General features: G+C 64.8%; 23 protein-coding genes. 18 read left to right on the top strand and 5 right to left on the bottom strand.

Annotation, left to right across the window (positions count from 1 at the left end; translation table 11 throughout):
- Positions 1 to 168: 168 nt before the first annotated feature.
- From acnA to AC1Q7H_RS00095, 5 genes are all read right to left on the bottom strand, one after another.
- Entirely contained in the window at positions 169 to 2,874 is a 2,706-nt protein-coding gene (gene acnA / locus AC1Q7H_RS00115) for an aconitate hydratase AcnA (RefSeq protein ID WP_211979982.1), read from the bottom strand.
- 279 nt (positions 2,875 to 3,153) lie between these two features.
- A complete protein-coding gene (locus tag AC1Q7H_RS00110; RefSeq protein ID WP_211979981.1) occupies positions 3,154 to 3,711 on the bottom strand; it encodes a hypothetical protein in 558 nt (185 codons plus the stop codon).
- Positions 3,712 to 3,876: 165 nt separating this feature from the next.
- Positions 3,877 to 5,073: a bifunctional 2-methylcitrate synthase/citrate synthase gene (gene prpC, locus AC1Q7H_RS00105; RefSeq protein ID WP_013957427.1), complete on the bottom strand. Its 1,197-nt coding sequence runs from the start codon at positions 5,071 to 5,073 to the stop codon at positions 3,877 to 3,879.
- 50 nt (positions 5,074 to 5,123) lie between these two features.
- Positions 5,124 to 6,104 (bottom strand): HpcH/HpaI aldolase/citrate lyase family protein, encoded by a 981-nt coding sequence (locus AC1Q7H_RS00100; protein WP_211979979.1) that lies wholly within the window; start codon positions 6,102 to 6,104, stop codon positions 5,124 to 5,126.
- 132 nt (positions 6,105 to 6,236) lie between these two features.
- The gene (locus AC1Q7H_RS00095) at positions 6,237 to 7,220 is read right to left on the bottom strand and encodes a malate dehydrogenase (protein ID WP_010814614.1); all 984 of its coding nucleotides are present in this window, start codon (positions 7,218 to 7,220) and stop codon (positions 6,237 to 6,239) included.
- Between the two features lie 410 nt (positions 7,221 to 7,630).
- Here AC1Q7H_RS00095 and AC1Q7H_RS00090 point away from each other — a divergent pair, with 410 nt between their 5' ends.
- The 18 genes from AC1Q7H_RS00090 to AC1Q7H_RS00005 form a co-directional block, all read left to right on the top strand.
- Positions 7,631 to 8,512, top strand: coding sequence for a GntR family transcriptional regulator (locus AC1Q7H_RS00090; protein ID WP_211979978.1), 882 nt, complete (start codon positions 7,631 to 7,633; stop codon positions 8,510 to 8,512).
- Positions 8,513 to 8,793: 281 nt separating this feature from the next.
- Positions 8,794 to 9,204, top strand: coding sequence for a succinate dehydrogenase, cytochrome b556 subunit (gene sdhC / locus AC1Q7H_RS00085; protein WP_010814616.1), 411 nt, complete (start codon positions 8,794 to 8,796; stop codon positions 9,202 to 9,204).
- An 11-nt stretch (positions 9,205 to 9,215) separates the two neighbouring features.
- Entirely contained in the window at positions 9,216 to 9,581 is a 366-nt protein-coding gene (sdhD, locus tag AC1Q7H_RS00080; RefSeq protein WP_211979977.1) for a succinate dehydrogenase, hydrophobic membrane anchor protein, read from the top strand.
- 3 nt (positions 9,582 to 9,584) lie between these two features.
- A complete protein-coding gene (gene sdhA, locus AC1Q7H_RS00075) occupies positions 9,585 to 11,363 on the top strand; it encodes a succinate dehydrogenase flavoprotein subunit (RefSeq protein WP_013957424.1) in 1,779 nt (592 codons plus the stop codon).
- Between the two features lie 34 nt (positions 11,364 to 11,397).
- Positions 11,398 to 12,099: a succinate dehydrogenase iron-sulfur subunit gene (locus AC1Q7H_RS00070; protein ID WP_011298473.1), complete on the top strand. Its 702-nt coding sequence runs from the start codon at positions 11,398 to 11,400 to the stop codon at positions 12,097 to 12,099.
- A gap of 82 nt (positions 12,100 to 12,181) precedes the next feature.
- A complete protein-coding gene (locus AC1Q7H_RS00065; protein ID WP_013957423.1) occupies positions 12,182 to 12,469 on the top strand; it encodes an FAD assembly factor SdhE in 288 nt (95 codons plus the stop codon).
- A gap of 43 nt (positions 12,470 to 12,512) precedes the next feature.
- Positions 12,513 to 13,814 (top strand): citrate synthase, encoded by a 1,302-nt coding sequence (gltA, locus tag AC1Q7H_RS00060; RefSeq protein WP_013957422.1) that lies wholly within the window; start codon positions 12,513 to 12,515, stop codon positions 13,812 to 13,814.
- A gap of 525 nt (positions 13,815 to 14,339) precedes the next feature.
- Entirely contained in the window at positions 14,340 to 15,455 is a 1,116-nt protein-coding gene (locus AC1Q7H_RS00055) for a branched-chain amino acid ABC transporter substrate-binding protein (protein WP_013957421.1), read from the top strand.
- 85 nt (positions 15,456 to 15,540) lie between these two features.
- Positions 15,541 to 16,467, top strand: coding sequence for a high-affinity branched-chain amino acid ABC transporter permease LivH (livH, locus tag AC1Q7H_RS00050; protein ID WP_010814623.1), 927 nt, complete (start codon positions 15,541 to 15,543; stop codon positions 16,465 to 16,467).
- Positions 16,468 to 16,481: 14 nt separating this feature from the next.
- Positions 16,482 to 17,762, top strand: coding sequence for a high-affinity branched-chain amino acid ABC transporter permease LivM (locus AC1Q7H_RS00045; RefSeq protein ID WP_013957420.1), 1,281 nt, complete (start codon positions 16,482 to 16,484; stop codon positions 17,760 to 17,762).
- The gene (gene livG / locus AC1Q7H_RS00040) at positions 17,759 to 18,550 is read left to right on the top strand and encodes a high-affinity branched-chain amino acid ABC transporter ATP-binding protein LivG (RefSeq protein WP_013957419.1); all 792 of its coding nucleotides are present in this window, start codon (positions 17,759 to 17,761) and stop codon (positions 18,548 to 18,550) included. The genes AC1Q7H_RS00045 and livG overlap by 4 nt, the downstream gene beginning before the upstream one ends.
- Positions 18,550 to 19,251 carry an ABC transporter ATP-binding protein gene (locus AC1Q7H_RS00035; protein WP_013957418.1) on the top strand — a complete coding sequence of 234 codons (702 nt, stop codon included), beginning with the start codon at positions 18,550 to 18,552 and terminating at the stop codon, positions 19,249 to 19,251. Before livG ends, AC1Q7H_RS00035 begins: the two co-directional genes overlap by 1 nt.
- A 345-nt stretch (positions 19,252 to 19,596) precedes the next feature.
- A complete protein-coding gene (leuC, locus tag AC1Q7H_RS00030) occupies positions 19,597 to 21,006 on the top strand; it encodes a 3-isopropylmalate dehydratase large subunit (RefSeq protein WP_013957417.1) in 1,410 nt (469 codons plus the stop codon).
- Between the two features lie 18 nt (positions 21,007 to 21,024).
- Positions 21,025 to 21,675 carry a 3-isopropylmalate dehydratase small subunit gene (leuD, locus tag AC1Q7H_RS00025; protein ID WP_211979975.1) on the top strand — a complete coding sequence of 217 codons (651 nt, stop codon included), beginning with the start codon at positions 21,025 to 21,027 and terminating at the stop codon, positions 21,673 to 21,675.
- A 21-nt stretch (positions 21,676 to 21,696) separates the two neighbouring features.
- Entirely contained in the window at positions 21,697 to 22,764 is a 1,068-nt protein-coding gene (leuB, locus tag AC1Q7H_RS00020; protein ID WP_013957415.1) for a 3-isopropylmalate dehydrogenase, read from the top strand.
- Positions 22,765 to 22,877: 113 nt separating this feature from the next.
- Entirely contained in the window at positions 22,878 to 23,009 is a 132-nt protein-coding gene (locus tag AC1Q7H_RS00015) for a hypothetical protein (protein WP_013957414.1), read from the top strand.
- Positions 23,010 to 23,099: 90 nt separating this feature from the next.
- The gene (gene asd, locus AC1Q7H_RS00010; RefSeq protein WP_013957413.1) at positions 23,100 to 24,236 is read left to right on the top strand and encodes an aspartate-semialdehyde dehydrogenase; all 1,137 of its coding nucleotides are present in this window, start codon (positions 23,100 to 23,102) and stop codon (positions 24,234 to 24,236) included.
- A gap of 287 nt (positions 24,237 to 24,523) precedes the next feature.
- On the top strand, positions 24,524 to 25,937 hold a 1,414-nt coding region (locus AC1Q7H_RS00005; protein ID WP_492380804.1), incomplete at its 3' end, for a type IV pilus assembly protein FimV.

Below are 25,937 nucleotides of genomic sequence, written 5' to 3'. Positions count from 1 at the left end.
ACACAGTGTGGCAGTACTGGCTTGCGTGGAACTTACACGCGCCCGACTTCGTTCGGGGTGATGCAAGGGGCGCAGGACACCAATGAAAAACGCCGCCTGCCTGGGCCCCGCAACGGGGCCAGGCAGGCGGCGTCAGCCTTGGCAGGCTGCGGGCGCCTCAGGTGGATCTCAGGCGGCCAGCAGCTGGCGCAACACGAACGGCAGGATGCCGCCGTGGTTGTAGTAGTCGACCTCGATCGGCGTATCGATGCGCAGCAGCACCGGCACGCGCTGCTCGTCGCCATTGGCTCGACGGATCACCAGCACCACGTCCTGCTGCGGCTTCAGGTCGCCCTCGATCCCTTCAATGTCGAAGGTCTCGTTGCCGGTGATGCCCAGCGTCTGCGCACTGTCATTGCCCTTGAACTGCAGCGGCAGCACGCCCATGCCGACCAGGTTGGAGCGGTGGATGCGCTCGAAGCTGCGTGCCACCACGGCCTTCACGCCCAGCAGCTGCGTGCCCTTGGCGGCCCAGTCGCGCGACGAGCCAGTGCCGTACTCTTCGCCGCCAAACACCACCGTGGGCGTGCCCTCGGCAACGTACTTCATGGCGGCATCGTAGATCGACATTTCGTCGCCAGTGGGCTGGTGCAGCGTGATGCCGCCTTCCACGCGCGAGCCGTCGGCCTTGGGCGGGATCATCAGGTTCTTGATGCGCACGTTGGCGAAGGTGCCGCGCATCATGACTTCATGGTTGCCGCGGCGCGAACCGTAGCTGTTGAAGTCGGCCTTCAGCACGCCGTGCGACAGCAGGTATTTGCCCGCGGGCGAGGTGTCCTTGATCGAACCGGCCGGAGAGATGTGGTCGGTCGTCACCGAATCCCCGAAGATGCCCAGCGCACGCGCCCCGCGCACGCTGGCGCTGGTGGCGGCGGGCTGCATGCTGAAGTCCTGGAAGAAGGGCGGCTCGGCGATGTACGTCGACTTGGGCCAGTCGTACACCTGGCCCTTGGTGCCCTTGATGCCGGCCCACAGCTTGCTCGGCTTCTTGACCTGTTCGTAGTTGCCCTTGAAGGTCTTGGCATCCATCGCGTACTTCATCAGTGCGTGGATTTCTTCCGAGGTCGGCCAGATATCGCCCAGGTAGATGTCGCGGCCCTTCTTGCCCTTGCCCACGGGCTCGGTCATCAGGTCGCGCGTGACATTGCCGGCGATGGCGTAGGCTACCACCAGCGGCGGCGAGGCCAGGAAGTTGGCGCGGATGTTCGGGTGGATGCGGGCTTCGAAATTGCGGTTGCCCGACAGCACGGCAGCGGCCACGAGGTCGTTCTTGGTGATGGCCTCGTTCAGCTCGGGCGTCAGGTCGCCGGCGTTGCCGATGCAGGTGGTGCAGCCATAGGCGGTCACGCCGAAGCCCAGCTTTTCCAGGTAGGGAAGCAGGCCGGCGGCCGTCAGGTATTCCGTCACCACGCGGCTGCCCGGGGCCAGCGAGGTCTTGATGTGCGGCGCCACTGTCAGGCCGGCTTCCACCGCCTTCTTGGCCAGCAGGCCGGCGCCCAGCAGCACGCTCGGGTTGGAGGTGTTGGTGCAGGACGTGATCGCGGCGATCAGCACGTCGCCGTTCTTCACCTCGAGGCCGTCGGTGGTGGTGTAGGCGCGGTCTAGGTCGGCCGCCTCCTTGTTGAAGCCGTTCTCGGCCACCGGCTTGCTGAACAGCGAGGCGAAGGTGCTCTTGACGTTGCCGATCTCGATGCGGTCCTGCGGGCGCTTCGGGCCCGCCAGCGACGGCGCCACCGTGCCCAGGTCCAGCGTCACCACCTTGCTGTAGTCGATCTCGCCGGCCTTGGGAATGCCGAACATCTTCTGTGCGCGGAAATAGCCCTCGAACGCGGCGATTTCCTCTTCGGTGCGGCCGGTGCCCTTGAAGTAGTCGATGGTCTTCTCGTCCACCGGGAAGAAGCCCATGGTGGCGCCGTATTCCGGCGCCATGTTGCCGATGGTGGCGCGGTCGGGCAGGGCCAGGCTAGCGGTGCCTTCGCCGAAGAACTCGACGAACTTGCCAACGACCTTTTCCTTGCGCAGCATCTCGGTGATGGTCAGCACCAGGTCGGTGGCGGTGACGCCTTCGCGCAGGCGGCCCTTCAGTTCCACGCCAACCACGTCCGGCGTCAGGAAATAGACCGGCTGGCCCAGCATGCCGGCCTCGGCCTCGATGCCGCCGACGCCCCAGCCCACCACGCCGATGCCGTTGATCATAGTGGTGTGCGAGTCAGTGCCGACCAGAGTGTCCGGGTAGTAGACGCCGTCTTTCTTGTGCACGCCACGGGCCAGGTATTCCAGGTTGACCTGATGCACGATGCCGAAGCCCGGCTGCACCACGCCGAAGGTATCGAACGCCTGCATGCCCCACTTCATGAACTGGTAGCGCTCGTTGTTGCGCTGGAATTCCAGCTGCATGTTCAGGTCCAGCGCCTTCTTTTCGCGGAAATGGTCGACCTGCACCGAGTGGTCGACCACCAGGTCCACCGGCACCAGCGGCTCGATCTTCTTGGGGTTCTTGCCCATCTTCTCGGCGACGTTGCGCATCGCGGCCAGGTCGGCCAGCAGCGGCACGCCGGTAAAGTCCTGCAAGACCACGCGGGCCACCACGAAGGGAATCTCGTCGACGCGCTCGGCGTTCGGCTTCCAGCTGGCCAGTTGCCTGACGTGCTCTTCGGTGACCTTCTTGCCGTCGCAGTTGCGCAGCACCGATTCCAGCACCACGCGGATCGACACCGGCAGGCGCCCGATTGCCACGTCCAGCTCCTCGCCCAACTGGGGCAGGGAGTAATACTGGCCCTTGCCGGAAGAGCCGATCTTGAATTCTTTTAGCGTGTTCTTGAGGTTGTGGGGCATTGCCGTACTCCGATCGAAGGATGATGCGATGGCATTTGGCTCGGACCTGAATCAAGACCCCGGTGCGCTGCCGCGGCATTTGACCGCGGTCCGAGGCCGGCAGCGCACTGCAACTGCATACTCTAACCGCCGCGCGGCTTTGGCGCCACCCGGCTCGGCATCCCGCTGGCCGCAACGACACCGGCCCCACAGCATGCCCGCCCGGGATTGACCGCCCGGCAAGGCAAAAAAGGGCGCTGGCGGCCGGAATTCAGCGGCCGCCAGCGCCCCGGTACGGACTTACTGCTTGGGCGCTGCGGATTGCTGGACGCCTTCCGGCACCTGCGTCGGGCCGCCCGGGGGCGTGACCAGCAGCGGGGTGGTGGCCGGGGCGCGCAGGCCGCCGGCCTGGGTCGGGGCTGCGGCGCCGGCCTGCATGGCGGCGCTCTGGCAGTCGTCGGCCAGGCGCTGGCCCAGGTTCTTGTTGAACAGCATGGCCTTGCTCGGGATCACCACCAGGTCCAGGCCGGTGCGGGCGTCGTAGTAGCGGTCGGCGCCGGTCACCGTGGGCTGGCGCGGCAGCTTGTAGTCGCGGCCTTGCCAGTGCACGGTCAGGACCTCGTCGCGCAGCATGTCGCCGGCGATATACAGATTGTTGCCCAGTTCACACTGCCATTTTTCGCCGTTCGGCGTGACCGCGGCAGCAGCGCCGGCCGCCGCGGCGGTCCCGGCAGCTGCCTTCTTCTTGCTCGAAGCCTTCTTGGTGGTGGTCTTCTTGGCAGGTTCCTGTGCCATCACGGCGGTCGCGGTGGTCAGGCTGAATGCGCCGATGCAGGCGGCAAGGACAAGATGTTTCATTTTGTGAGTGCCTTTCGGATACTGAAATCGGTTTATGTTTCATTCGCCGCCGTCAAATCGGGCGGCGCCGGGACAAATTCCGCCGCTATTCTCTACGATTTGCCCAGGGCGGCGTAGTGCTCTGGTCTTTGGTTACATTATCGAAGGGGGCTAGTTGGCCCGGCTTCACTTGCGCTTGCCAATCGGCACAAACTTCAGGTTTTCCGGGCCGGTGTAGTTGGCACTCGGGCGGATGATCTTGTTGTCGATGCGCTGCTCGATAATGTGCGCGGCCCAGCCCGAGGTACGCGCGATCACAAACAGCGGCGTGAACATCGCTGTCGGCACGCCCATCATGTGGTAGCTCACCGCGCTGAACCAGTCCAGGTTCGGGAACATCTTCTTGATGTCCCACATCACCGTTTCCAGGCGCTCGGCGATGTCGAACATCTTCATCGAGCCGGCATCCTTCGACAGCTTCTTCGCCACTTCCTTGATCACCTGGTTGCGCGGGTCGCCGGTGGTGTACACCGGGTGGCCGAAGCCGATCACAACTTCCTTGTTCTCGACGCGGCGGGTGATGTCGGCCTGGGCCTCGTCCGGGTTGTCGTAGCGCTTCTGGATCTCGAACGCGACCTCGTTGGCGCCGCCGTGCTTGGGGCCGCGCAGCGCGCCGATGGCGCCGCTGATCGACGAATACATGTCCGAACCCGTGCCGGCGATCACGCGGGCGGCGAAGGTCGAGGCGTTGAACTCGTGCTCGGCGTACAGGTTCAGCGAGGTGTTCATGGCGCGCTCCCACAGTGCCGACGGCTTCTCGCCGTGCAGCAGGTGCAGGAAGTGGCCACCGATGGAGTCATCGTCGGTTTCGACTTCGATGCGCTTGCCATTGTGGCTGTAGTGATACCAGTACAGCAGCATCGAGCCCAGGCTGGCCATCAGGCGGTCGGCGATGTCGCGCGCGCCCGGGGTGTTGTGGTCTTCCTTCTCCGGCAGCACGGTGCCCAGCACCGACACGCCGGTGCGCATCACGTCCATCGGGTGGGCGCTGGCGGGCACCCATTCGAGCGCGGCCTTCACATTGGCGGGCAGGCCGCGCAGGCTCTTGAGCTTGGCCTTGTAGGCGGCCAGTTCGGATTTGGTCGGCAGCTTGCCGTGCACCAGCAGGTGGGCGATCTCCTCGAACTCGCAGGTCTCGGCGATGTCGAGGATGTCGTAGCCGCGGTAGTGCAGGTCGTTGCCGGTGCGGCCGACGGTGCACAGCGCGGTATTGCCGGCGGTCACGCCCGACAGGGCGACGGATTTCTTGACCCGGGGCGCGGCTGGCTCGCTGCCCGTGGCGTCGGGTGCGGCGGCGGGTGCGGCGAACTTCGAGGCGGACATCCGTGTCTCCTTGGGCGCTGCCCTGATTGGTTTTTGGTATGGGTATCGCTTCAGGCGAAGAACAGCGCTTCCACATTGGCCGGCAGCGGCGTGCCGGTGGCCTGCGCGCGCTGCAGCAGCGACCAGTAGTAGCGGTAGCTGGCGCGGTCGTGCAACTGGCCGTCGTGGCGGATCGGGGCCCAGTTGTTCTCGTGCGCCGCCAGCAGGATCTGGCTGGCCGCGCCGATTTCGTCGGCGCCCGGGCGGAACGCCGCCACGATCGGTGCGATCTGTCCCGGATGGATGCTCCACTTGCGCAGGTAGCCGAACTCGCTGCGCGCGCGCAGCGCATCGTCGCCGGCGCGCTGCGGCGCCTGCACGTCGGTGCTGACGTTGTGCGACGGCACCTTGCCGTGGCGGTGGCAGGCGGCAGAAATCTCCAGCATGGCGCGGCGGATCAGCGGGTGTTCGAACTGCTGCGGCGAGCGCATGGCTTCGCCCGGGATGGCGCCATGATGGGCCGAGACAAAGTCCATCAGGCCGAAGCTCAGGCATTCCACCTGCACCAGCGCGGCAATATCGAAGGCCTGTTCCAGCGCGGCGTGGGTCTCGACCAGCACATGGATCGGGATATGCCGGGCGATGCCGGCATTGCGCGCCACCTGGTTGACGTGATCGGTCACGCGCGCGACCTCGACCACGTCGGTGACCTTGGGCACCACCACATAGGCCAGGCGCGCGCCGGCTGCACGCACCAGCACGTCGACGTCTTCGCGCCAGCTCGGGTGGGCCGGGTCATGGATGCGCACGCCGACGCGGTTGTGGGCATTGAGCGGGCTGTTGACCAGCTGCGCGCACAGCTCGGCATGCTCGCGCTCACGGCCGACGGCGGCGCCGTCCTCGCAGTCGAAGGTGATGTCGAAGACCGGGCCAAGCTCTTGTTGCAGGGCAAGCGATTTGCGCATCAGCTTTTCGCTGCCCGCGTAGTGGTCACACACCGGCAACTGGACCGGGATGGCTTCGCCCTGGAACAAGACCTCGGAAGGATGCACGTTGATTCGGATAGATTTGGGTTGACGGGGGAGAGCAGGGGCCATCGTAGCCCCTGGATATTAAAAAACCGGGGTCCGCGCTGATTCGTGAATCGTTGCGGAACCCCGGTCTTTCCTCGAGCGATCGGAGGATCAGCCCAGCAGGTGCTGCACGCCGGCCTTTTCTTCTTCCAGTTCGTTCAGGGTGATATTGATCTTTTCCTGGCTGTAGGCGTCGATCTCCAGACCCTTGACGATCTCGTACTTGCCGTTGGCGGTGGTCACCGGGTAGCCGAACATGGTGTCGGCCGGGATGCCGTACTCACCGTTCGACGGGATGCCCATGGTGACGACCTTGCCGTTGGTGCCCAGCACCCAGTCGCGCACGTGGTCGATGGCAGCGTTGGCGGCCGAAGCCGCCGACGACAGGCCACGCGCTTCGATGATGGCGGCGCCGCGCTTGCCGACGGTCGGCAGGAACACGTCATTGTTCCACACCGGGTCGTTGATCAGGTCCTTGACGCTCTTGCCGTCGACGGTGGCATAGCGGTAGTCGGCGTACATGGTCGGGCTGTGGTTGCCCCACACGAACAGCTTCTCGATCGACGACACCGGCTTGCCGGTCTTGGCGGCGATTTGCGACAGGGCACGGTTGTGGTCCAGGCGCAGCATCGCGGTAAAGTTCTCGCGCGGCAGGTTCGGGGCCGACTTCATGGCGATGTAGGCGTTGGTGTTGGCCGGGTTGCCGACCACCAGCACCTTGACGTTGCGGCTGGCGACTTCGTCCAGCGCCTTGCCCTGCACCGTGAAGATCTGGGCATTGGCTTCGAGCAGGTCCTTGCGCTCCATGCCCTTGCTGCGCGGACGGGCGCCAACCAGCAGGGCCACGTCGGCGTCCTTGAAGGCAACCTTGGGGTCGTCGGTGATGACCACGCCGGCCAGCAGCGGGAATGCGCAGTCTTCCAGTTCCATCACCACGCCCTTGACGGCTTGCTGGGCTTGCGGGAGGTCGAGCAGTTGGAGGATGACCGGCTGGTCTTTGCCCAGCATGTCGCCATTGGCGATGCGGAACAGCAGGGAGTAGCCGATCTGGCCAGCGGCGCCGGTCACTGCGACGCGCATTGGGGCTTTAGCCATGAGTAAATCTCCAAACGATAGAAGGGGGGAAGCCGGTCGGTGGCATGCCGTTGCCGTAACAAGGGGCGCGGCGGGTCACCGGGTGCTGGTTGTCGCCACAGCGGGGAGCGGCCGTCCGCCGGAGCCAGGTGGCGGGGCCACGGGGCGGAACCGGTGAGGAGAGCCACAACGGGTCATGGTGATGCAACAAAGCGTTAGTCTACTGCGAAGCGAGGCGCCATTTCCAGACCGGAGCACTGCCGTCCGGTATCCTGGCTGCTGCTGGCGCGCCTGGGAGGGCCATCGCGGGCGTGGACCAGCGCGAGTGTAGGTCGGGCCTCTCACGATGTCAATTCATATGTCTTATATAAGACATAAGACAATTAACGTAAGGCTGGACGTATCTTGCCCTTTTGTGGTGAAATCCCGCTATGTCCTCCCTGCCTACGTCCCTGACCGGCGCAGCCGCACCCGGCGCGCCGGAATCTGGCGCCGCCACGCCTGGCGCCGGGACGCAGCCGCCTTCTTCGCCGCCCGCGCCTGTGCCGCACGCGGCCCCGCAATCTGGCCCCACCTCTGGTCTGCAGTCCGTGCCGTCGCCTACCTTCAGCCCGCTCTACCAGCAGATCAAGGCGCTGATCACGCGCAGCCTGCAATCCGGCGAATGGAAGCCCGGCGAGATGATCCCCAGCGAAATGGAGCTGGCCTCCCGCTACAAGGTCAGCCAGGGCACGGTGCGCAAGGCCATCGACGAACTCGCCGCCGAGAACCTGGTGGCGCGCCGGCAGGGCAAGGGCACCTTCGTGACCACGCACCATGAAGACGTGGTCAAGTTCCGCTTCCTGCGCCTCGTCCCCGACGAAGGCGAACCCCATTATGGCGCCAGCCGCGTGCTGGAATGCAAGCGCCTGCGCGCCCCCGCCGAAATTGCCCGGCTGCTCGACATCCGCACCGGCGACAGCGTGGTGCAGATCCGCCGCGTGCTGAATTTCTCGGGCGAGTCGACCGTGCTGGACGAAATCTGGCTGCTCGGCGCCAACTTCAAGGGCCTCACCGCTGAAAAGCTGACCGAGTGGAAGGGCCCCATGTATGCATTGTTCGAGGCCGAGTTCGGCACGCGCATGATCCGCGCCTCGGAGAAGATCCGCGCCGTGCCCGCCGATGAAACGGCGGCCGAGTTGCTGTCTGTCCCGGTAGGCTCGCCGCTGCTGTCAGTCGAGCGGGTGTCGTACACCTATGGCGACCGCCCCGTCGAAGTGCGCCGCGGCCTGTATGTGACTACGCGGCACTATTACCAGAACGACCTGAGCTGACGCCGGCGCATGGCATGATGCGCCCGCTGGCGTTGATTATTGTGGCTTTCGTCATGACGGTGCGGGCTGTTGCGCAGCGCGGGTGAAGGTTGCGCCTGATTGCCGGCGGATGTGATTAGTGTGCGATTGTCGGGCGGTACGTGTTGGTGCCTGATAGCTGAAAATTATTGGTGCAGCGCGCAACAAAGGCGCTAAAATCTCATGGATTTGCCCTAATGCATCCCGTTGCATGCAGGGCAATGGCAGTTTCGTTTTTTGTTTACCGCAAAATGGGGTCTCGCATGGCTGAAGCCGTCAAACAAGCCAGGCCGGAGTACCGGAATATCGGTATCGCGCAAATTGCGCGCTACCGGTTGCCCTGGGCCGGCAAGGTATCCATCCTGCATCGCGTGAGCGGTGCGTTGATGTTCCTCCTCCTTCCCTTCGTCCTGTATCTGTTTGAGCAGAGCATCACTTCGGAACTGAGCTTCGCAAAGTTCTCGGCGCTTCTGTCCGGCGGCTTCGTCAAGCTGGTTCTGCTGGTCCTGATCTGGGGTTATCTGCATCACTTCTGCGCGGGTATCCGTTTCCTGCTGCTGGACGTGCACGTCGGCGTTTCCAAGCCGGCCTCGGCCAAGTCTGCCATTGGCGTGCTGGTTGTGAGCCTGCTGCTTACCCTGATTTTCGGCCTGAAGCTGTTCGGCCTGTTCTGAGGAGAATCAAGGTGGCAAAAAATAATATCGGTCCCAAGCGTCTTGTCGTCGGTGCGCACTACGGCCTGAAAGACTGGCTGGCGCAGCGCGTCACGGCCGTGATCATGGTGGTCTTCACCGTGGTCCTGGCCATTGCCTTCCTGCTGTCGAACGGCGCTTCGTATGAAGCGTGGGCAGGGCTCTTCTCCAACCAGTGGATGAAGATCATCACGTTCCTGACCATCCTGTCGCTGCTGTATCACGCCTGGATCGGCGTGCGCGACATCTGGATGGACTATGTGCGTCCGATGGCCGTGCGCCTCGTGCTGCAAGTTCTTACGATTCTGTGGCTCGTCGGTTGCGCGGGCTACGCTGCTCAGATTCTCTGGAGGGTGTAATAAATGGTCGCAGTCAAGACTGGATTGCCGCGTCGCCGTTTCGACGTGGTCATCGTCGGTGCTGGCGGCGCCGGGATGCGCGCATCCCTCCAGCTCGCGGAAGCCGGCCTGAACGTGGCCGTGCTGTCCAAGGTGTTCCCGACGCGCTCGCACACGGTGGCGGCACAGGGCGGCATCGGCGCTTCGCTGGGGAACATGAGCGAAGACAACTGGCACTACCACTTCTACGACACCATCAAGGGCTCGGACTGGCTGGGTGACCAGGACGCCATCGAGTTCATGTGCCGTGAAGCCCCGAAGGTCGTGTACGAGCTCGAACACTTCGGCATGCCGTTCGACCGCAACCCCGACGGCACCATCTACCAGCGTCCGTTCGGCGGCCACACCGCCAACTACGGTGAAAAGCCGGTGCAGCGCGCCTGCGCCGCGGCTGACCGTACCGGCCACGCACTGCTGCACACGCTGTACCAGCGCAACGTGCGCGCCAAGACCCACTTCTTCGTCGAGTGGATGGCGCTGGACCTGATCCGCGACCAGGACGGCGACGTGCTGGGCGTGACCGCGCTGGAAATGGAAACCGGCGAGGTCTACATCCTCGAGGCCAAGACCACGCTGTTCGCGACCGGCGGTGCCGGCCGCATCTACGCCGCTTCCACCAACGCCTTCATCAACACCGGTGACGGCCTGGGCATGGCAGCGCGCGCAGGCGTGCCGCTGGAAGACATGGAATTCTGGCAGTTCCACCCGACCGGCGTGGCCGGCGCGGGCGTGCTGATCACCGAAGGCGTGCGCGGCGAAGGCGGTATCCTGCGCAACAAGGACGGCGAGCGCTTCATGGAGCGCTATGCCCCGACGCTGAAGGACCTGGCGCCGCGTGACTTCGTCTCGCGCTCGATGGACCAGGAAATCAAGGAAGGCCGCGGCTGCGGCCCGAACGGCGACTACGTGCTGCTCGACCTGACCCACGTCGGTGCCGAGACTATCATGAAGCGCCTGCCGTCGATCCGCGAAATCGGCATGAAGTTCGCCAACGTCGACGCGATCAAGGAACCGATCCCGGTGGTCCCGACCATCCACTACCAGATGGGCGGTATCCCGACCAACTATCACGGCCAGGTCGTGGTGCCGAAGAACGGCAACCCGAACGAAGTCCTGAACGGTTTCTACGCGATCGGCGAATGCTCGTGCGTGTCGGTGCACGGCGCCAACCGCCTGGGCACCAACTCGCTGCTCGACCTGGTGGTGTTCGGCCGCGCCGCCGGCAACCACATCATTGCGCAGAACCTGAAGCAGAAGGAACACAAGCCGCTGCCGGCCGATGCCGCCGACCTCGCGATGTCGCGCCTGGCCAAGCTGCAAGGGACGACCTCGGGCGAATACACCCAGGACGTCGCCAACGACATTCGCAAGAACATGCAGTCGCATGCGGGCGTGTTCCGTACGCAGAAGCTGATGGACGAAGGCGTCGAGCGCATCCTGGAAGTCTCCGAGCGCGCCAACAACATCCACCTGAAGGACAAGTCCAAGGTCTTCAACACCGCGCTGGTGGAAGCCCTGGAAGTGGCCAACCTGGTGGAAGTGGCCAAGGCCACCATGATCTCGGCGGCGGCTCGCAAGGAATCGCGCGGTGCCCACGCGCACAGCGACTTCCCGAATCGCGATGACCAGAACTGGCTCAAGCACACGCTGTTCTACAGCGAAGGCAACCGCCTCGACTACAAGCCGGTGAAGATGGAACCGCTGACGGTGGAAAGCGTGCCGCCGAAGGCCCGTACCTTCTGAGCACCGCATCGTAGAGATAACAGGACCCACAGAAATGAAGCGTATTTTCGAAGTCTACCGCTACGATCCGGACAAGGATGCGGCACCGCGCATGCAGACCTACGAGGTCGAGCTGGACGGTCACGAGCGCATGCTGCTGGACGCGCTGGTCAAGCTGAAGAAGCTGGACGAGACCATCTCGTTCCGCCGTTCGTGCCGCGAAGGCGTGTGCGGCTCGGACGCGATGAACATCAACGGCAAGAACGGCCTGGCCTGCCTGACCAATATGCGCGAGCTGCCGGACCGCATCGTGCTGCGTCCGCTGCCCGGCCTGCCGGTGGTGCGCGACCTGATCGTCGACATGACGAACTTCTTCAAGCAGTACAACTCGATCAAGCCGTTCCTGATCAACGACGAGCCGCCGCCCGAGAAAGAGCGCCTGCAGTCGCCGGAAGAGCGTGACGAGCTGGACGGCCTGTACGAGTGCATTCTCTGCGCCAGCTGCTCGACGTCGTGCCCGTCGTTCTGGTGGAATCCGGACAAGTTCGTCGGCCCCGCCGGCCTGCTGCAGGCTTACCGCTTCATCGCGGACAGCCGCGACCAGGCCACCAGCGAGCGTCTGGACAACCTGAACGACCCGTACCGCCTGTTCCGTTGCCACAGCATCATGAACTGCGTCGATGTGTGCCCGAAGGGTCTGAACCCGACCAAGGCCATCGGCAAGATCAAGGAGCTGATGGTCCGCCGCGCGGTCTGATCCTGCGGCTGTCTGCAGTAGTTGTAAGCGGCACGTCAGCCCGAGCGGCTATATCGGGTTGGCGTGCCGGAAGTAGGAAGCCATGACTGAGAGTCCTGCCACCACTTTCTCCCATCAGGCCGATCCGCACAAGCGCGCCCGCCTGCGCTGGCGCGCCCGCCGCGGCCTTCTGGAGAACGACATCATCGTCGAACGTTTTTTCAACCGTTACGAGGAGAGCCTGTCCGACGAGGACGTGGCTTCGCTGAGCGTGCTGTTCGAACTCAGCGACAACGAGTTGATGGACCTGCTCCTTGCGCGCAAGGAACTGGACGGTGAGCTCGACACGCCCCCGATGCAGCGAGTGATCACCCTGCTGCGTACGGTCTGAGTTTTGGTCAACATTATTATTCACAGCATTTGAAGGATCCGACATGACGCCGTCCGATGTGAAAGCCACGCTATCGTTCTCCGATGGTTCCCCCAGCGTTGAGCTGCCGATTTACACGGGTACCGTTGGCCCGGATGTAATCGACATTCGCAAGCTGTACGGACAGACCGGTAAGTTCACTTACGACCCCGGTTTCATGTCGACGGCTTCGTGCAATTCCAAGATCACCTATATCGACGGTGACAAGGGCGAGCTGCTGTACCGCGGCTACCCGATCGAGCAGCTGGCGCAGAAGTGCAACCACCTCGAAGTCTGCTACCTGCTGCTCAAGGGCGAGCTGCCCAACGCCAAGCAGAAGGATGAATTCACCGGCCACGTCATGAACCACACCATGGTTCATGAGCAGCTGCAGTTCTTCATGCGCGGTTTCCGCCGCGATGCCCATCCGATGGCCGTGCTGACGGGCCTGGTGGGTGCCATGAGCGCGTTCTACCACGACGCGATGGACATCGATGATCCGCACCAGCGCGAGATCTCGGCCATCCGCCTGATCGCCAAGATGCCGACCATGGTCGCCATGGCGTACAAGTACAACATCGGCCAGCCGTACATCTATCCGCAGAACGACCTGTCCTACTCGGGCAACTTCCTGCGCATGCTGTTCGGCACGCCGTGCGCCCCGTACACCGTGAACCCGGTGCTGGAGCGTGCGCTGGACCGCATCTTCATCCTGCACGCCGACCACGAGCAGAATGCCTCGACCTCGACCGTGCGCCTGGCCGGTTCGTCGGGCACCAACCCGTTCGCAGCCATCGCCGCCGGCGTGGCCTGCCTGTGGGGCCCGGCCCACGGCGGCGCAAACGAAGCCGCGCTGAAGATGCTGGAAGAAATCGGCAGCGTCGACAACATCAACGAGTTCATCAAGCAGGTCAAGGACAAGAACTCGGGCGTGCGCCTGATGGGCTTTGGCCACCGCGTGTACAAGAACTACGATCCGCGCGCCAAGCTGATGCGCGAAACCTGCCATGAAGTGCTGGAAGAACTGGGCCTGCACAACGACCCGCTGTTCAAGCTGGCCATGGAACTGGAAAAGATCGCCCTGGAAGACGAGTACTTCGTCAGCCGCAAGCTGTACCCGAACGTCGACTTCTACTCGGGCATCGTCCAGCGCGCGCTGGGTATCCCGACCTCGCTGTTCACCTGCATCTTCGCGCTGGCCCGTACCCCGGGCTGGATCTCGCAGTGGGAAGAAATGATTACCGATCCGGAGTACAAGATCGGTCGTCCGCGTCAGCTGTTTGTTGGCGCAGCTACCCGCGACGTGCCGGACGTTGCCAAGCGCTGATCGCTGGCTTTTCATCCGGCTGCGCGATGCAGCAATCACAAACGCCCCGGCCCGCCGGGGCGTTTGTGTTTCTGGGCCGGAGCGCCTTGTGCGTCGCAGCAGGGCAGGGAGCAGGAAATTGCCGGATAAGTGGTGAGAACGGCAATTTGCGGAGAATTGTGTCTCAGTCTGTCAATTCAGTTCCGCATTTGTTGTGCGATTTCCGCCTGTGGCAGGAAATTTGACCCTATAATGCGGGCTGCTTTGCCGACGGCAGCCGGGCCACCCTTCCGGCGTGCGGTGCGGCAAGCGGGGCAGGCGAATCGCTTGCGCAATAGAGAACGCATCAAACGTTGTCTTTCCGAACCTTGGTCCCGACACCCCAGCGGGACTGACACATGCCGGGCCCCGCATACGCTGTCTCTCCCTTGCAGGCCCGTCTTCCGCGTCTCGGGCGTCTTTATTCGTAGTCCGCGGGTGTTGTTCGATTGCGCAGGTCAAACCGTTTCTGCCCGGTTGACCCAAACATAAATCGAGGAGCTCCTGATGACGCTGTCCCGTCTTACGTCCATCTCGCTGGCCACCATGCTGGCCACCATTGGCGTCGCTGCCAACGCCGAAACCGTGAAGATCGCCATTGCCGGCCCGATGAGTGGCTCGGTGGCGCAGTATGGCGACATGGTCAAGGCCGGTGCGCTGACCGCCATCGAACAGATCAACGCAGCTGGCGGCGCCGGCGGCAACAAGTTCGAAGTGGTGATGATGGACGACGCCTGCGAGCCGAAGCAGGCCGTGGCGGTTGCCAACAAGATCGTCAGCCAGAACATCAAGTACGTGATCGGCCACGTCTGCTCGGGTTCGACCATCCCGGCTTCGGACATCTACGAGAACGAAGGCATCGTCATGGTGACGCCGTCAGCCACCGCGCCGCAGCTGACCGAGACCAAGAAGCGCAAGTTCATCTTCCGCACCATCGGCCGCGACGACCAGCAGGGCCCGGCCGCTGCCCAGTACATCATTAGCAAGGTCAAGCCGAAGAAGGTTGCGGTGCTGCACGACAAGCAGTCGTACGGCCAGGGCATCGCCAGCTCGGTGAAGAAGGACCTGGAAGCCGCCAAGATCCCGGTGGCCGTGTTCGAAGGCATCAACGCCGGCGATTCGGATTACTCCGCCGTCATCACCAAGCTCAAGTCGCAGGGCGTGGACTTCGTCTACTTCGGCGGCTACCACCCGGAAATGGGGCTGCTGCTGCGCCAGGCGCGCGAGCAGGGCGTCAAGGCCACCTTCATGGGCCCCGAGGGCGTGGGCAACAAGGACGTGACCGCGATTGCCGGCCCGTCGTCGGAGGGCATGCTGGTGACGCTGCCGGCCGACTTCTCGGCCGATCCGGCCAACGCCGCGCTGGTGAAGGCCTTTGCCGACAAGAAGCGTGACGCCAACGGCCCGTTCCAGATGCCGGCCTATGCCGCCGTCAAGATCATTGGCGACGCCATTGCCGGCGCCAAGAGCACCGACCCGGCCAAGGTTGCGGCGTACATGCACAAGAACGCCTTCACCACCCCGATCGGCAAGGTCGAGTACGACGACAAGGGCGACCTGAAGTCCTTCAAGTTCGTGGTCTACACCTGGCACAAGGACGCCAGCAAGACGGCCGCCAACTAAGCCGGCGCTTTCCCACGCACACGCCCCGCCCGGACCCCGGGCGGGGCGTTCTGGTATCGGGCTTCAAGTTCCTGAGGCTTCCCCAATGAATGAATTCCTTCCACAGTTCACCCAGCAGCTGGTCAATGGCCTGACGCTGGGTGCGATCTATGCGCTGATCGCCATCGGCTACACAATGGTCTACGGCATCATCGGCATGATCAATTTCGCGCACGGCGAGATTTACATGATCGGTGCCTATGTCGGCCTGGTCACGCTCACCGCGATCGGCGCCCAGGCAGGCTACCCCCTGCCGCTGGTGCTGGGCGCCGCCTTGCTGGTCTCGGTGCTGGTCACCGGGGTGTACGGCTATGCGGTCGAGCGGGTGGCATACCGGCCCTTGCGGGGCGGACCGCGGCTGGTGCCGCTGATCTCGGCCATCGGCATGTCGATCTTCCTGCAGAACTATGTCCAGATCGGGCAGGGCGCGCGCGACGTGTCCGTGCCGGTGCTGATCTCGGGCGCCATCGAGTTCCAGATGGGCAGTGACTTCACCGTGACGGTGCCGTACTCGCGCCTGCTGATCGTCGGCGTGACGCTGGTGCTGATGATCGCGCTGACGCTGTTTATCGGCCGTTCGCGCATGGGCCGTGCCTGCCGCGCCTGCGCCGAAGACATGCGCATGGCCAACCTGCTGGGCATCGATACCAACAAGGTGATTTCCTTCACCTTCGTGCTGGGTGCGATGCTGGCGGCGGTGGGCGGCGTGCTGATCGGCCTGACCATCGGCAAGCTCAATCCCTTTATCGGCTTTATCGCCGGCATCAAGGCCTTTACCGCGGCGGTGCTGGGCGGCATCGGCAGCATCCCGGGCGCGATGCTCGGCGGCGTGCTGCTGGGCCTGGCGGAGACCTTCGCCTCGGGCTATATGCCGGCCGAGTACAAGGACGTGGTTGCGTTCAGCCTGCTGGTGCTGGTGCTGCTGTTCCGTCCGACCGGGCTGCTGGGCAAGCCTGATGTCGAAAAGGTCTGAGGGAGGACGAGACCATGACCAACAAAATTAGCGCGATGCCCGCGGGGCAAGCCGCCCGCGCGGCCGCACCCGGGCAATCGCTGAAGAACGCGATCTTCGCGGCCGTGATGACGGCCATCCTCACCATTCCCATCCTGGGCCTGCAGCTCAAGCTGGAAGGCTACAAGGTCGTGCTCGAGCCGCACTGGCGGCCGGTGTGGATCGCCGTGGCGGCGGTGTTCCTGTTCCAGTTGTTCAAGCCGCTGCTGTCGCGTGCCGGCAGCGCCGTGCGCCTGCCGTCGGTGCCGCAACTCGGGGCGCGCCAGCAGCGCGTGGCGGTGTGGGTGCTGCTGGCGATCGGGCTGGTGTGGCCGTTCTTTGGCTCGCGCGGCGCGGTCGACGTGGCCACGCTGGCGCTGATCTACGTGATCCTGGGGCTGGGCCTGAATATCGTGGTGGGCTATGCCGGCCTGCTCGACCTGGGCTATGTCGGCTTCTACGCGATCGGCGGCTATAGCTATGCGCTGCTGAACCAGTACTTCGGGCTGGGCTTCTGGGAATGCCTGCCGATCGCCGCGGCAATGTCGGCGACCTTCGGCTTTATCCTTGGCTTCCCGGTGCTGCGGTTGCGAGGAGACTATCTGGCGATCGTGACGCTGGGCTTCGGCGAGATCATCCGCCTGCTGGCCAACAACCTGACCAGCCTGACCGGCGGCCCGGACGGCGTCTCGGGCATCCCGAAGCCGACCGTGTTCGGCATCGAAATGGCGCGCAGTGCGAGCGTGGAGGGCACCAGGACTTTCCATGACCTGATCGGCCTGGACTACAGCGGCCAGCACATGGTGATCTTCCTGTACCTGCTGGCGCTGCTGCTGGTTGGCTTCACGCTGTTCGTCACCAGCCGCCTGATCCGGATGCCGATGGGCCGCGCCTGGGAAGCGCTGCGTGACGACGAGATCGCGTGCCGTTCGCTGGGCATGAACCCGACCCGCATCAAGCTGTCGGCGTTCACGCTGGGCGCATCGTTCGCCGGCATCGGCGGCGCGTTCTTCGCGGCGCGCCAGGGGCTGGTCAATCCGGAATCGTTCACCTTTATCGAGTCGGCGCTGATCCTCGCCGTGGTGGTGCTGGGCGGCATGGGCTCGCAGCTGGGCGTGATCCTGGCGGCGATCCTGCTGACGGTGCTGCCCGAAGTGGCGCGCGGCTTTGCCGAATACCGCATGCTGATCTTCGGCCTGGTGATGGTGCTGATGATGATGTGGCGTCCGCAGGGCCTGCTGCCCGCGAGCCGTCCCCACGTGGAGTTGCCGCGATGACCAATGTGCAACAAGCGGTGCAAGCAGCCGAGCTGCTGAAAGTCTCCGGCCTGCAGATGCGCTTCGGCGGCTTGCTGGCCGTCGATGGCATCGATTTCGATGTTCGCAAGGATGAGGTCTTCGCCATCATCGGCCCCAACGGCGCCGGCAAGACCACGGTGTTCAACTGCGTGGGCGGCTTCTACAAGCCGACCGCGGGCGATGTCACGCTCGACGGCCGCGACATTGCCGGCCTGCCCAGCCACAAGGTGGCGCGCCAGGGCCTGGTGCGGACCTTCCAGAATATCCGCCTGTTCAAGTCGCTGACAGTGGTGGAAAACCTGCTGGTCGCGCAGCACCTGCAGGTGCAGTCCGGCATCCTGCGAGGCCTGTTCGCCACGCCGGCCTACCGGCGCGCCGAGCGCGAGGCGCTGGAGCGCGCCGCGGTCTGGCTGGAGCGCATGGGCCTGACCAAGGTCGCCAACCGCGAGGCCGGCACGCTGTCGTACGGCCACCAGCGCCGGCTGGAGATCGCGCGCTGCATGATCACCAAGCCGCGCCTGCTGATGCTGGACGAGCCCGCCGCCGGCCTGAACCCGCAGGAGAAGATCGAGCTGCAGCAGCTGATCGACCAGCTGCGGCGCGAGTTCGGCATCTCGGTGCTGCTGATCGAGCACGACATGAGCCTGGTGATGGGCGTGTCCGACCGCATCCTGGTGATGGAGCACGGCAAGCCGATCGTGATTGGCAAGCCGGAGCAAGTGCGCAACGACCCGCGCGTGATCAAGGCCTACCTGGGAGAGGACTGATGCTGAAGCTGGAACAGGTCCATACCCACTACGGCGCCGTCGAGGCGCTGTCGGGCGTATCGATCGAAGTCAACAAGGGGGAGATCGTCACCCTGATCGGCAGCAACGGCGCCGGCAAGACGACGCTGATGATGACCGTATGCGGCACGCCGCGCGCGTCCAGCGGGCGCGTGACGTTCGAAGGGCAGGACATCACCAACCGGTCCACACACGAGATCATGCGGCTGGGCATGGCGATCTCGCCCGAGGGCCGGCGCGTGTTTCCGAGCCTGACGGTGCTGGAGAACCTGAAGATGGGCGCTTTTTTCGCCAGGCGCGACGAGATCGAGGCGGGCATCGAACACGTCTTCAAGCTGTTCCCGCGCCTGAACCAGCGCGCCAGCCAGCGCGCCGGCACCATGTCGGGCGGCGAGCAGCAGATGCTGGCGATCGGCCGCGCGCTGATGAGCCGGCCGCGCCTGCTGCTGCTGGACGAGCCCACGCTTGGGCTGGCGCCGCTGATCATCGCGCAGATCTTCGACATCATTCGCACCATTCGTGACGAAGGCGTCACTGTGTTCCTGGTCGAGCAGAACGCCAACAAGGCGCTGCAGGTGGCGGACCGCGGCTATGTGCTTGAAACCGGCAAGGTGGTGCTGGCCGATACCGGCGCCAACCTGCTGGCCAACGACCGGATCAAGGCCGCCTACCTGGGCGGCTGATCCTGAGAGGCCGCCGCCTCAGCCGCCCCCCCAGGCGGGGCGGCGGCCTTTTCCTTTTCGCCATCCGCGAAATCCCCCTTTCGCCAATCACATTACATCGCAGCCGCCGCCCGGGCCGGACAGGGGGCTGAGTGCCGCACCCCCTGTGGCATAATCGATTGCCAAGTCAAGCATTGCCGCAACGCTTGAAATAACGCTCGCTTCAGGCGGCTTCCGGCGCGATCATCGCTATTGCCCCCCGTGTTCGCCACCGCGACCGAAGCGAACAAAAACCCCTGCAAACTACTGCGCGGTCACCGCGGACTTCTCCTGCAAAGGGTTGGTCCTCCGGCCCGCCATCGCATCATGGCCAAGACGCTCTACGACAAACTCTGGGATGACCACACCGTCCACGTCGAGGAAGACGGCACCACGCTGCTCTATATCGACCGCCACCTGCTGCATGAAGTGACCAGCCCGCAGGCGTTTGAAGGGCTGAAGCTGGCGGAGCGTCCGGTATGGCGCATCAGCGCCAACCTGGCCGTGTCGGACCACAACGTGCCGACCACCGACCGCAGCCAGGGCATTGCCGATCCGGTGTCGAAGCTGCAGGTCGACACGCTGGACGCGAACTGCGACAGCTTTGGCATCACCCAGTTCAAGATGAACGACCACCGCCAGGGCATCGTGCACGTGATCGGGCCGGAGCAGGGCGCCACGCTGCCGGGCATGACGGTGGTGTGCGGCGACTCGCATACCAGCACGCACGGCGCTTTCGGCGCGCTGGCGCACGGCATCGGCACCTCGGAAGTGGAGCACGTGCTGGCCACGCAGACGCTGCTGGGCAAGAAGGCCAGGAACATGCTGGTCAAGGTGGAAGGCAAGCTGCCGCGCGGCTGCACCGCCAAGGACATCGTGCTGGCCGTGATCGGCAAGATCGGCACCGCGGGCGGCACCGGCTACACCATCGAGTTCGCCGGCTCGGCCATCCGCGACCTGACCATGGAAGGCCGCATGACGGTCTGCAACATGGCTATCGAAGCCGGTGCGCGCGCCGGCCTGGTGGCGGTGGACGACGTCACGCTCGAATACGTGAAGGGCCGCCCCTACGCGCCGCAGGGCGTGGAGTGGGAGCAGGCCGTGGCCTACTGGCGCACGCTGCATTCGGATGCCGGTGCCAAGTTCGACCAGGTGGTCGAGCTGCGCGCTGAAGACGTCCGTCCGCAGGTGACCTGGGGCACCTCGCCGGAAATGGTGATCAGCATCGAAGACCGCGTGCCGGATCCCGAGAAGGAAAAGGACCCGAACAAGCGCAACGCGATGGAGCGCGCGCTGGAGTACATGGGTCTGCAGCCCAACGTGCCGGTCGAGAGCATCAATATCGACAAGGTCTTCATCGGTTCCTGCACCAACAGCCGCATCGAAGACATGCGCGCCGCTGCGTGGGTGGTGCAGAAGCTGGGCCGCAAGGTTGCTGCCAACGTGAAGCTGGCGATGGTGGTACCGGGTTCGGGCCTGGTCAAGGAACAGGCCGAGCGCGAAGGCCTGGACAAGATCTTCAAGGCCGCCGGCTTTGAGTGGCGCGAGCCGGGCTGCTCGATGTGCCTGGCGATGAATGCCGACCGCCTCGATCCGGGCGAGCGTTGCGCCTCGACTTCGAACCGCAACTTCGAAGGCCGCCAGGGCGCGGGCGGGCGCACGCATCTGGTGAGCCCGGCGATGGCAGCGGCCGCCGCCATCGAAGGCCATTTCGTCGATATCCGCAAGCTGGGCTGAGGAAGTAAGGAAAGAGACATGGACAAGTTCACCGTACACAACGGCCTCGTGGCGCCGCTCGACCGCGAAAACGTCGACACCGACGCCATCATCCCGAAGCAGTTCCTGAAGTCGATCCAGCGCACCGGCTTCGGCCCCAACCTGTTCGACGAGTGGCGCTACAAGGACGTCGGCCAGCCCGGCATGGACAACAGCAAGCGTCCGCTGAACCCGGACTTCGTGCTGAACCAGCCGCGCTACCAGGGCGCATCGATCCTGCTGGCCCGCCGCAACTTCGGCTGCGGCAGCTCGCGCGAGCATGCGCCGTGGGCGCTGACGCAATATGGCTTCCGCGCCGTGATCGCGCCCAGCTTTGCCGACATCTTCTTCAACAACTGCTACAAGAACGGCCTGCTGCCGGTGGTGCTGACCGAACAGCAGGTCGATCACCTCTTCAACGAGACCAACGCCTTCAACGGCTATAAGCTGACCATCGACCTGGACAAGCAGGTGGTGCTGACGACGGGCGGCCAGGCGTATGAGTTCGACATCGCCCCGTTCCGCAAGTACTGCATGCTGAACGGCTTCGACGATATCGGCCTGACCCTGCGCCACGCCGACAAGATCAAGGCCTATGAGGCCGAGCGCGTGGCGAAGATGCCGTGGCTGAACAACCGCCTGGTCGGATAAGACTCAAGAGGAAAGACAACAATGAAGATCGCAGTCCTGCCGGGTGACGGCATTGGTCCTGAAATCATCGCGGAGGCCGTCAAGGTCCTGAACGCGCTCGACGAGAAGTTCGAACTGGAAACCGCCCCGGTGGGCGGCGCCGGCTACGAGGCCGAAGGCCATCCGCTGCCGGAGAACACCCTGAAGCTGGCCAAGGAAGCCGACGCCATCCTGTTCGGCGCCGTCGGCGACTGGAAGTACGACAGCCTGGAGCGCCCGCTGCGTCCGGAGCAGGCCATCCTGGGCCTGCGCAAGCACCTGCAGCTGTTCGCCAATTTCCGTCCGGCGATCTGCTATCCGGAGCTGACCGGCGCCTCCAGCCTGAAGCCCGAGCTGGTGGCCGGCCTGGACATCCTGATCGTGCGCGAACTGAACGGCGACATCTACTTCGGCCAGCCGCGCGGCGTGCGCGAAGCGCCGGATGGCCTGTTCAAGGGCGCGCGCGAAGGCTTCGACACCATGCGTTACAGCGAGCCGGAAATCCGTCGCATCGCGCACGTGGCATTCCAGGCCGCGGCCAAGCGCGGCAAGAAGCTGTGCAGCGTCGACAAGGCCAACGTGCTCGAGACCTTCCAGTTCTGGAAGGACATCGTGATCGAGGTGCACAAAGAGTACCCGGAGGTCGAGCTGTCGCACATGTACGTCGACAACGCGGCCATGCAGCTGGTCAAGGCGCCCAAGAGCTTCGACGTGATCGTCACCGGCAATATGTTCGGCGACATCCTGTCGGATGAGGCCGCCATGCTGACCGGCTCCATCGGCATGCTGCCGTCGGCGTCGCTGGATGCCAACAACAAGGGCCTGTACGAGCCGTCGCACGGCTCGGCGCCGGACATCGCCGGCAAGGGCGTGGCCAATCCGCTGGCCACCATCCTGTCGGCGGCGATGATGCTGCGCTACTCGCTGAACCGCGCCGAGCAGGCCGACCGCATCGAGAACGCCGTCAAGAAGGTGCTGGCCCAGGGCTACCGCACCGGCGACATCCTGACGCCGGGTTGCAAGCAGGTCGGCACCCGCGAGATGGGTGACGCGGTGCTGGCGGCACTGTAAGTCACACCGGAAGGGGGCGGTGCGCAGGTAGTGCCCCCTTTGTCTGATTTGTCCCCTTTATTTCCCGTATCTGCACGCTGCGGCAGCGCCGCAAAATCGTGTAGACTCTGACGATGGCCCGATTTTCCCAGTCCACCCTGACTGCTGTTGCTGCCCTGACCGCTACCCGCGGCCCGGTCGGCACGATTTCGCTCGGCCAGACCGCAACGACGATTAAAACCATTATTAAAACCGCGATCGCCTAGATCCGTTCGTCGTGCCTGCCCGTCTTCCCCGCGCAGCCACGCCGGGCGAGGAAAATGGCGGGGAAGTAAAAATCACATCCGAGGTAAATCATGATTGTAGGTCTCGTCGGTTGGCGGGGAATGGTCGGCAGCGTCCTGATGCAGCGCATGCAGGAAGAGCGTGATTTCGACCATATCGAGCCCGTCTTCTTCAGCACGTCCAATGCCGGCGGCAAGGCGCCCGCCATGGCGAAGAACGAAACCACGCTGAAAGATGCCAATGACATCGAAGCGCTGAAGAAGTGCGACGTGGTCGTGACTGCCCAGGGCGGCGACTACACCAACGAGGTTTTCCCCAAGCTGCGCGCGGCCGGCTGGAAGGGCTACTGGATCGACGCGGCGTCCTCGCTGCGCATGAAGGACGATGCCATCATCGTGCTGGATCCGGTCAACCAGGGCGTGATCAAGGACGCGCTGTCCAAGGGCGTGAAGAATTTCATCGGCGGCAACTGCACGGTCAGCTGCATGCTGATGGGCCTGGGCGGCCTGTTCGAGGCCGACCTGATCGAGTGGATGACCTCGATGACGTACCAGGCCGCATCGGGCGGCGGCGCGCAGCATATGCGCGAGCTGCTGACCCAGTTCGGTACCCTGAACGCCTCGGTCAAGCCGCTGCTGGACAACCCGGCCTCGGCCATCCTGGAAATCGACCGCACCATCCTGGCGACCCAGCATGGCCTGTCCGCCGAAGAAACCAAGCAGTTCGGCGTGCCGCTGGCCGGCAACCTGATCCCCTGGATCGACAAGGACCTGGGCAACGGCCAGTCCAAGGAAGAATGGAAGGGCGGCGCCGAGACCAACAAGATCCTGGGCCGCGGCGAGGGCTTCCTGGGTGCGACCGGCGCCACGCCGATCGCCGTGGACGGCCTGTGCGTGCGCATCGGCGCCATGCGCTGCCACTCGCAGGCGCTGACCATCAAGCTGCGCAAGGATGTGCCGCTCGATGAGATCGAAGGCATGCTCGCCGCCCACAACCCGTGGGCCAAGGTGGTGCCGAATACGCGTGAGGCCAGCATGACCGACCTGACGCCCGCTGCCGTGACCGGCACGCTGACCATCCCGGTCGGCCGCCTGCGCAAGATGCAGATGGGCGGCGAGTACCTGTCGGCCTTCACCGTGGGTGACCAGCTGCTGTGGGGCGCGGCCGAGCCGCTGCGCCGCATGCTGCGTATCCTGATCGAGTCCTGATCCGGGGCCCCCGCCTGTTGCCTGGTTGCGTCCGTTGCAGCCAGGCAACAGAATGCACCGCTTTGCCGACAACGCCGCGCCCATGCGCGGCGTTGTTGTATCCGGGCGCCTATTTCCCCGGGCGATGCGTCACAATACGCCGGCATGCGCCTCGCGCCGGCAGTTGCCGGCGCCGCTCGCGCGGGCTGGCAAAGGGGCCGTTCAGAATGTCCCGCCAGCCGGGCGGACCTGGTTTATGGGGTCGGTTTGTCGATTTATATCGCTACTAAAACATAACGGAGCACAAGGTGAGTGTGAGCCAACATCGCCGGAAAGATGCGCCTACTGCCCGTCAGCGCTGGTCAACGCTGGCCGTCACGGCACTGGGCCTGCTGCTTGCGCAGCCGGCCGCATATGCCGCGGGGTTCGGGCAATTGCGGGTTCAGTCGAATCTGGGGCAGCCGCTGCAGGCTGAGATCGACATCAGTGGGGTCAGTGCCGAAGAGGCCGCCGGGCTCAATGTCAAGCTGGCGTCGCCAGCGGCGTATGCCGCGGCCGGGCTGACCTACCTGCCGGCTGTCAGCAGCCTGCGGCTGGAGGTGGAGCGCCGCCCGAACGGCAGCTATGTGGCCCGGGTCCGCTCCAGCCAGCCGATCAGCGAGCCCTTTGTCGACATCCTGGTCGACATGAGCTGGGCCAGCGGCAAGGTCTCGCGCGCCTATACCTTCTTGCTTGACCCTGCCGGGGCCAAGCCTTCGAACCAGACCTTCTCGCCGGCGACGGTGATGCAGGCGGCGACGCCGGATGCGCCTCCCGTAGCGGCACCGGCACCTGCCGCCGCGCCGCAGCCTGCGCCGGCCCAGGTAGCTGCGCCCGCCGCGGCCGCCGAGGCAGTCAAGCCAGCCGCGCCCGCGCGCCCGGCCCGCCAGAGCGCAAAGCGGGCACCGGCGCAGGCCGCCAGTGGCAGCACCGAGATGGCGCCCGGCGGCGGCTACACCGTGCAGCGCGGCGACACGCTATACGCCATCGCCGGCGAAGCCGTGCAAGGCCAGGAATCGGTCTCGCTGGACCAGATGCTGGTGGCGCTCTACCGCAACAATCCCAACGCCTTTATCGGCGGCAACATGAACCGGCTGCGCAGCGGTGCGGTGCTGCAGGTCCCGACCCAGCAGCAGGCGCAGGCCGTCGCACCCAAGGCCGCCCGCCGCGAGGTGGTGGCGCGCACGCAGGGCTTCAATGCCTACCGCAGCCGGCTGGCCAGCGCTGCCGCGGCCAAGTCGGTCGAGCCCGACAGCGGCCGCCAGCAGTCCGGCAACGTGACCGCCCGGGTGCAGGAGCAGGCCGCCCCGACCGACGGCCCGCGTGATGAACTGAAGCTCAGCAAGGCCGCGCGTGGCGCGCAGGCCGACGCCGCGGCCAAGGCCGAAGCCGGCGTCGCGCGCGAGCGTGAGCTCAAGGAGGCGCAAGCCCGCCTGGCGCAGCTGGAAAAGAACGTCGGCGACATGCAGAAGCTGCTCGAGCTGAAGAACGCCGAGATCGCCAAGCTGAGCCAGGCCAACCAGACGGTGCTGGCCGAGAAGGAAAAGGCTGAAGCCGCGGCCAAGGCCGCGGCGGCGGCGCCGACCGTGGTGGCGGCCCAGCCGCCGAAGGCCGATGCCGTGGCCCCCGCGCCGGTTGCGGCCGCCGCGACGGCTGCCGCAACCGCAGCCAGCGCCCCGGCAG

Source organism: Cupriavidus sp. GW823-FHT06D04 (assembly GCF_058795055.1).
This window is presented reverse-complemented; position numbering and strand designations above follow the sequence as displayed.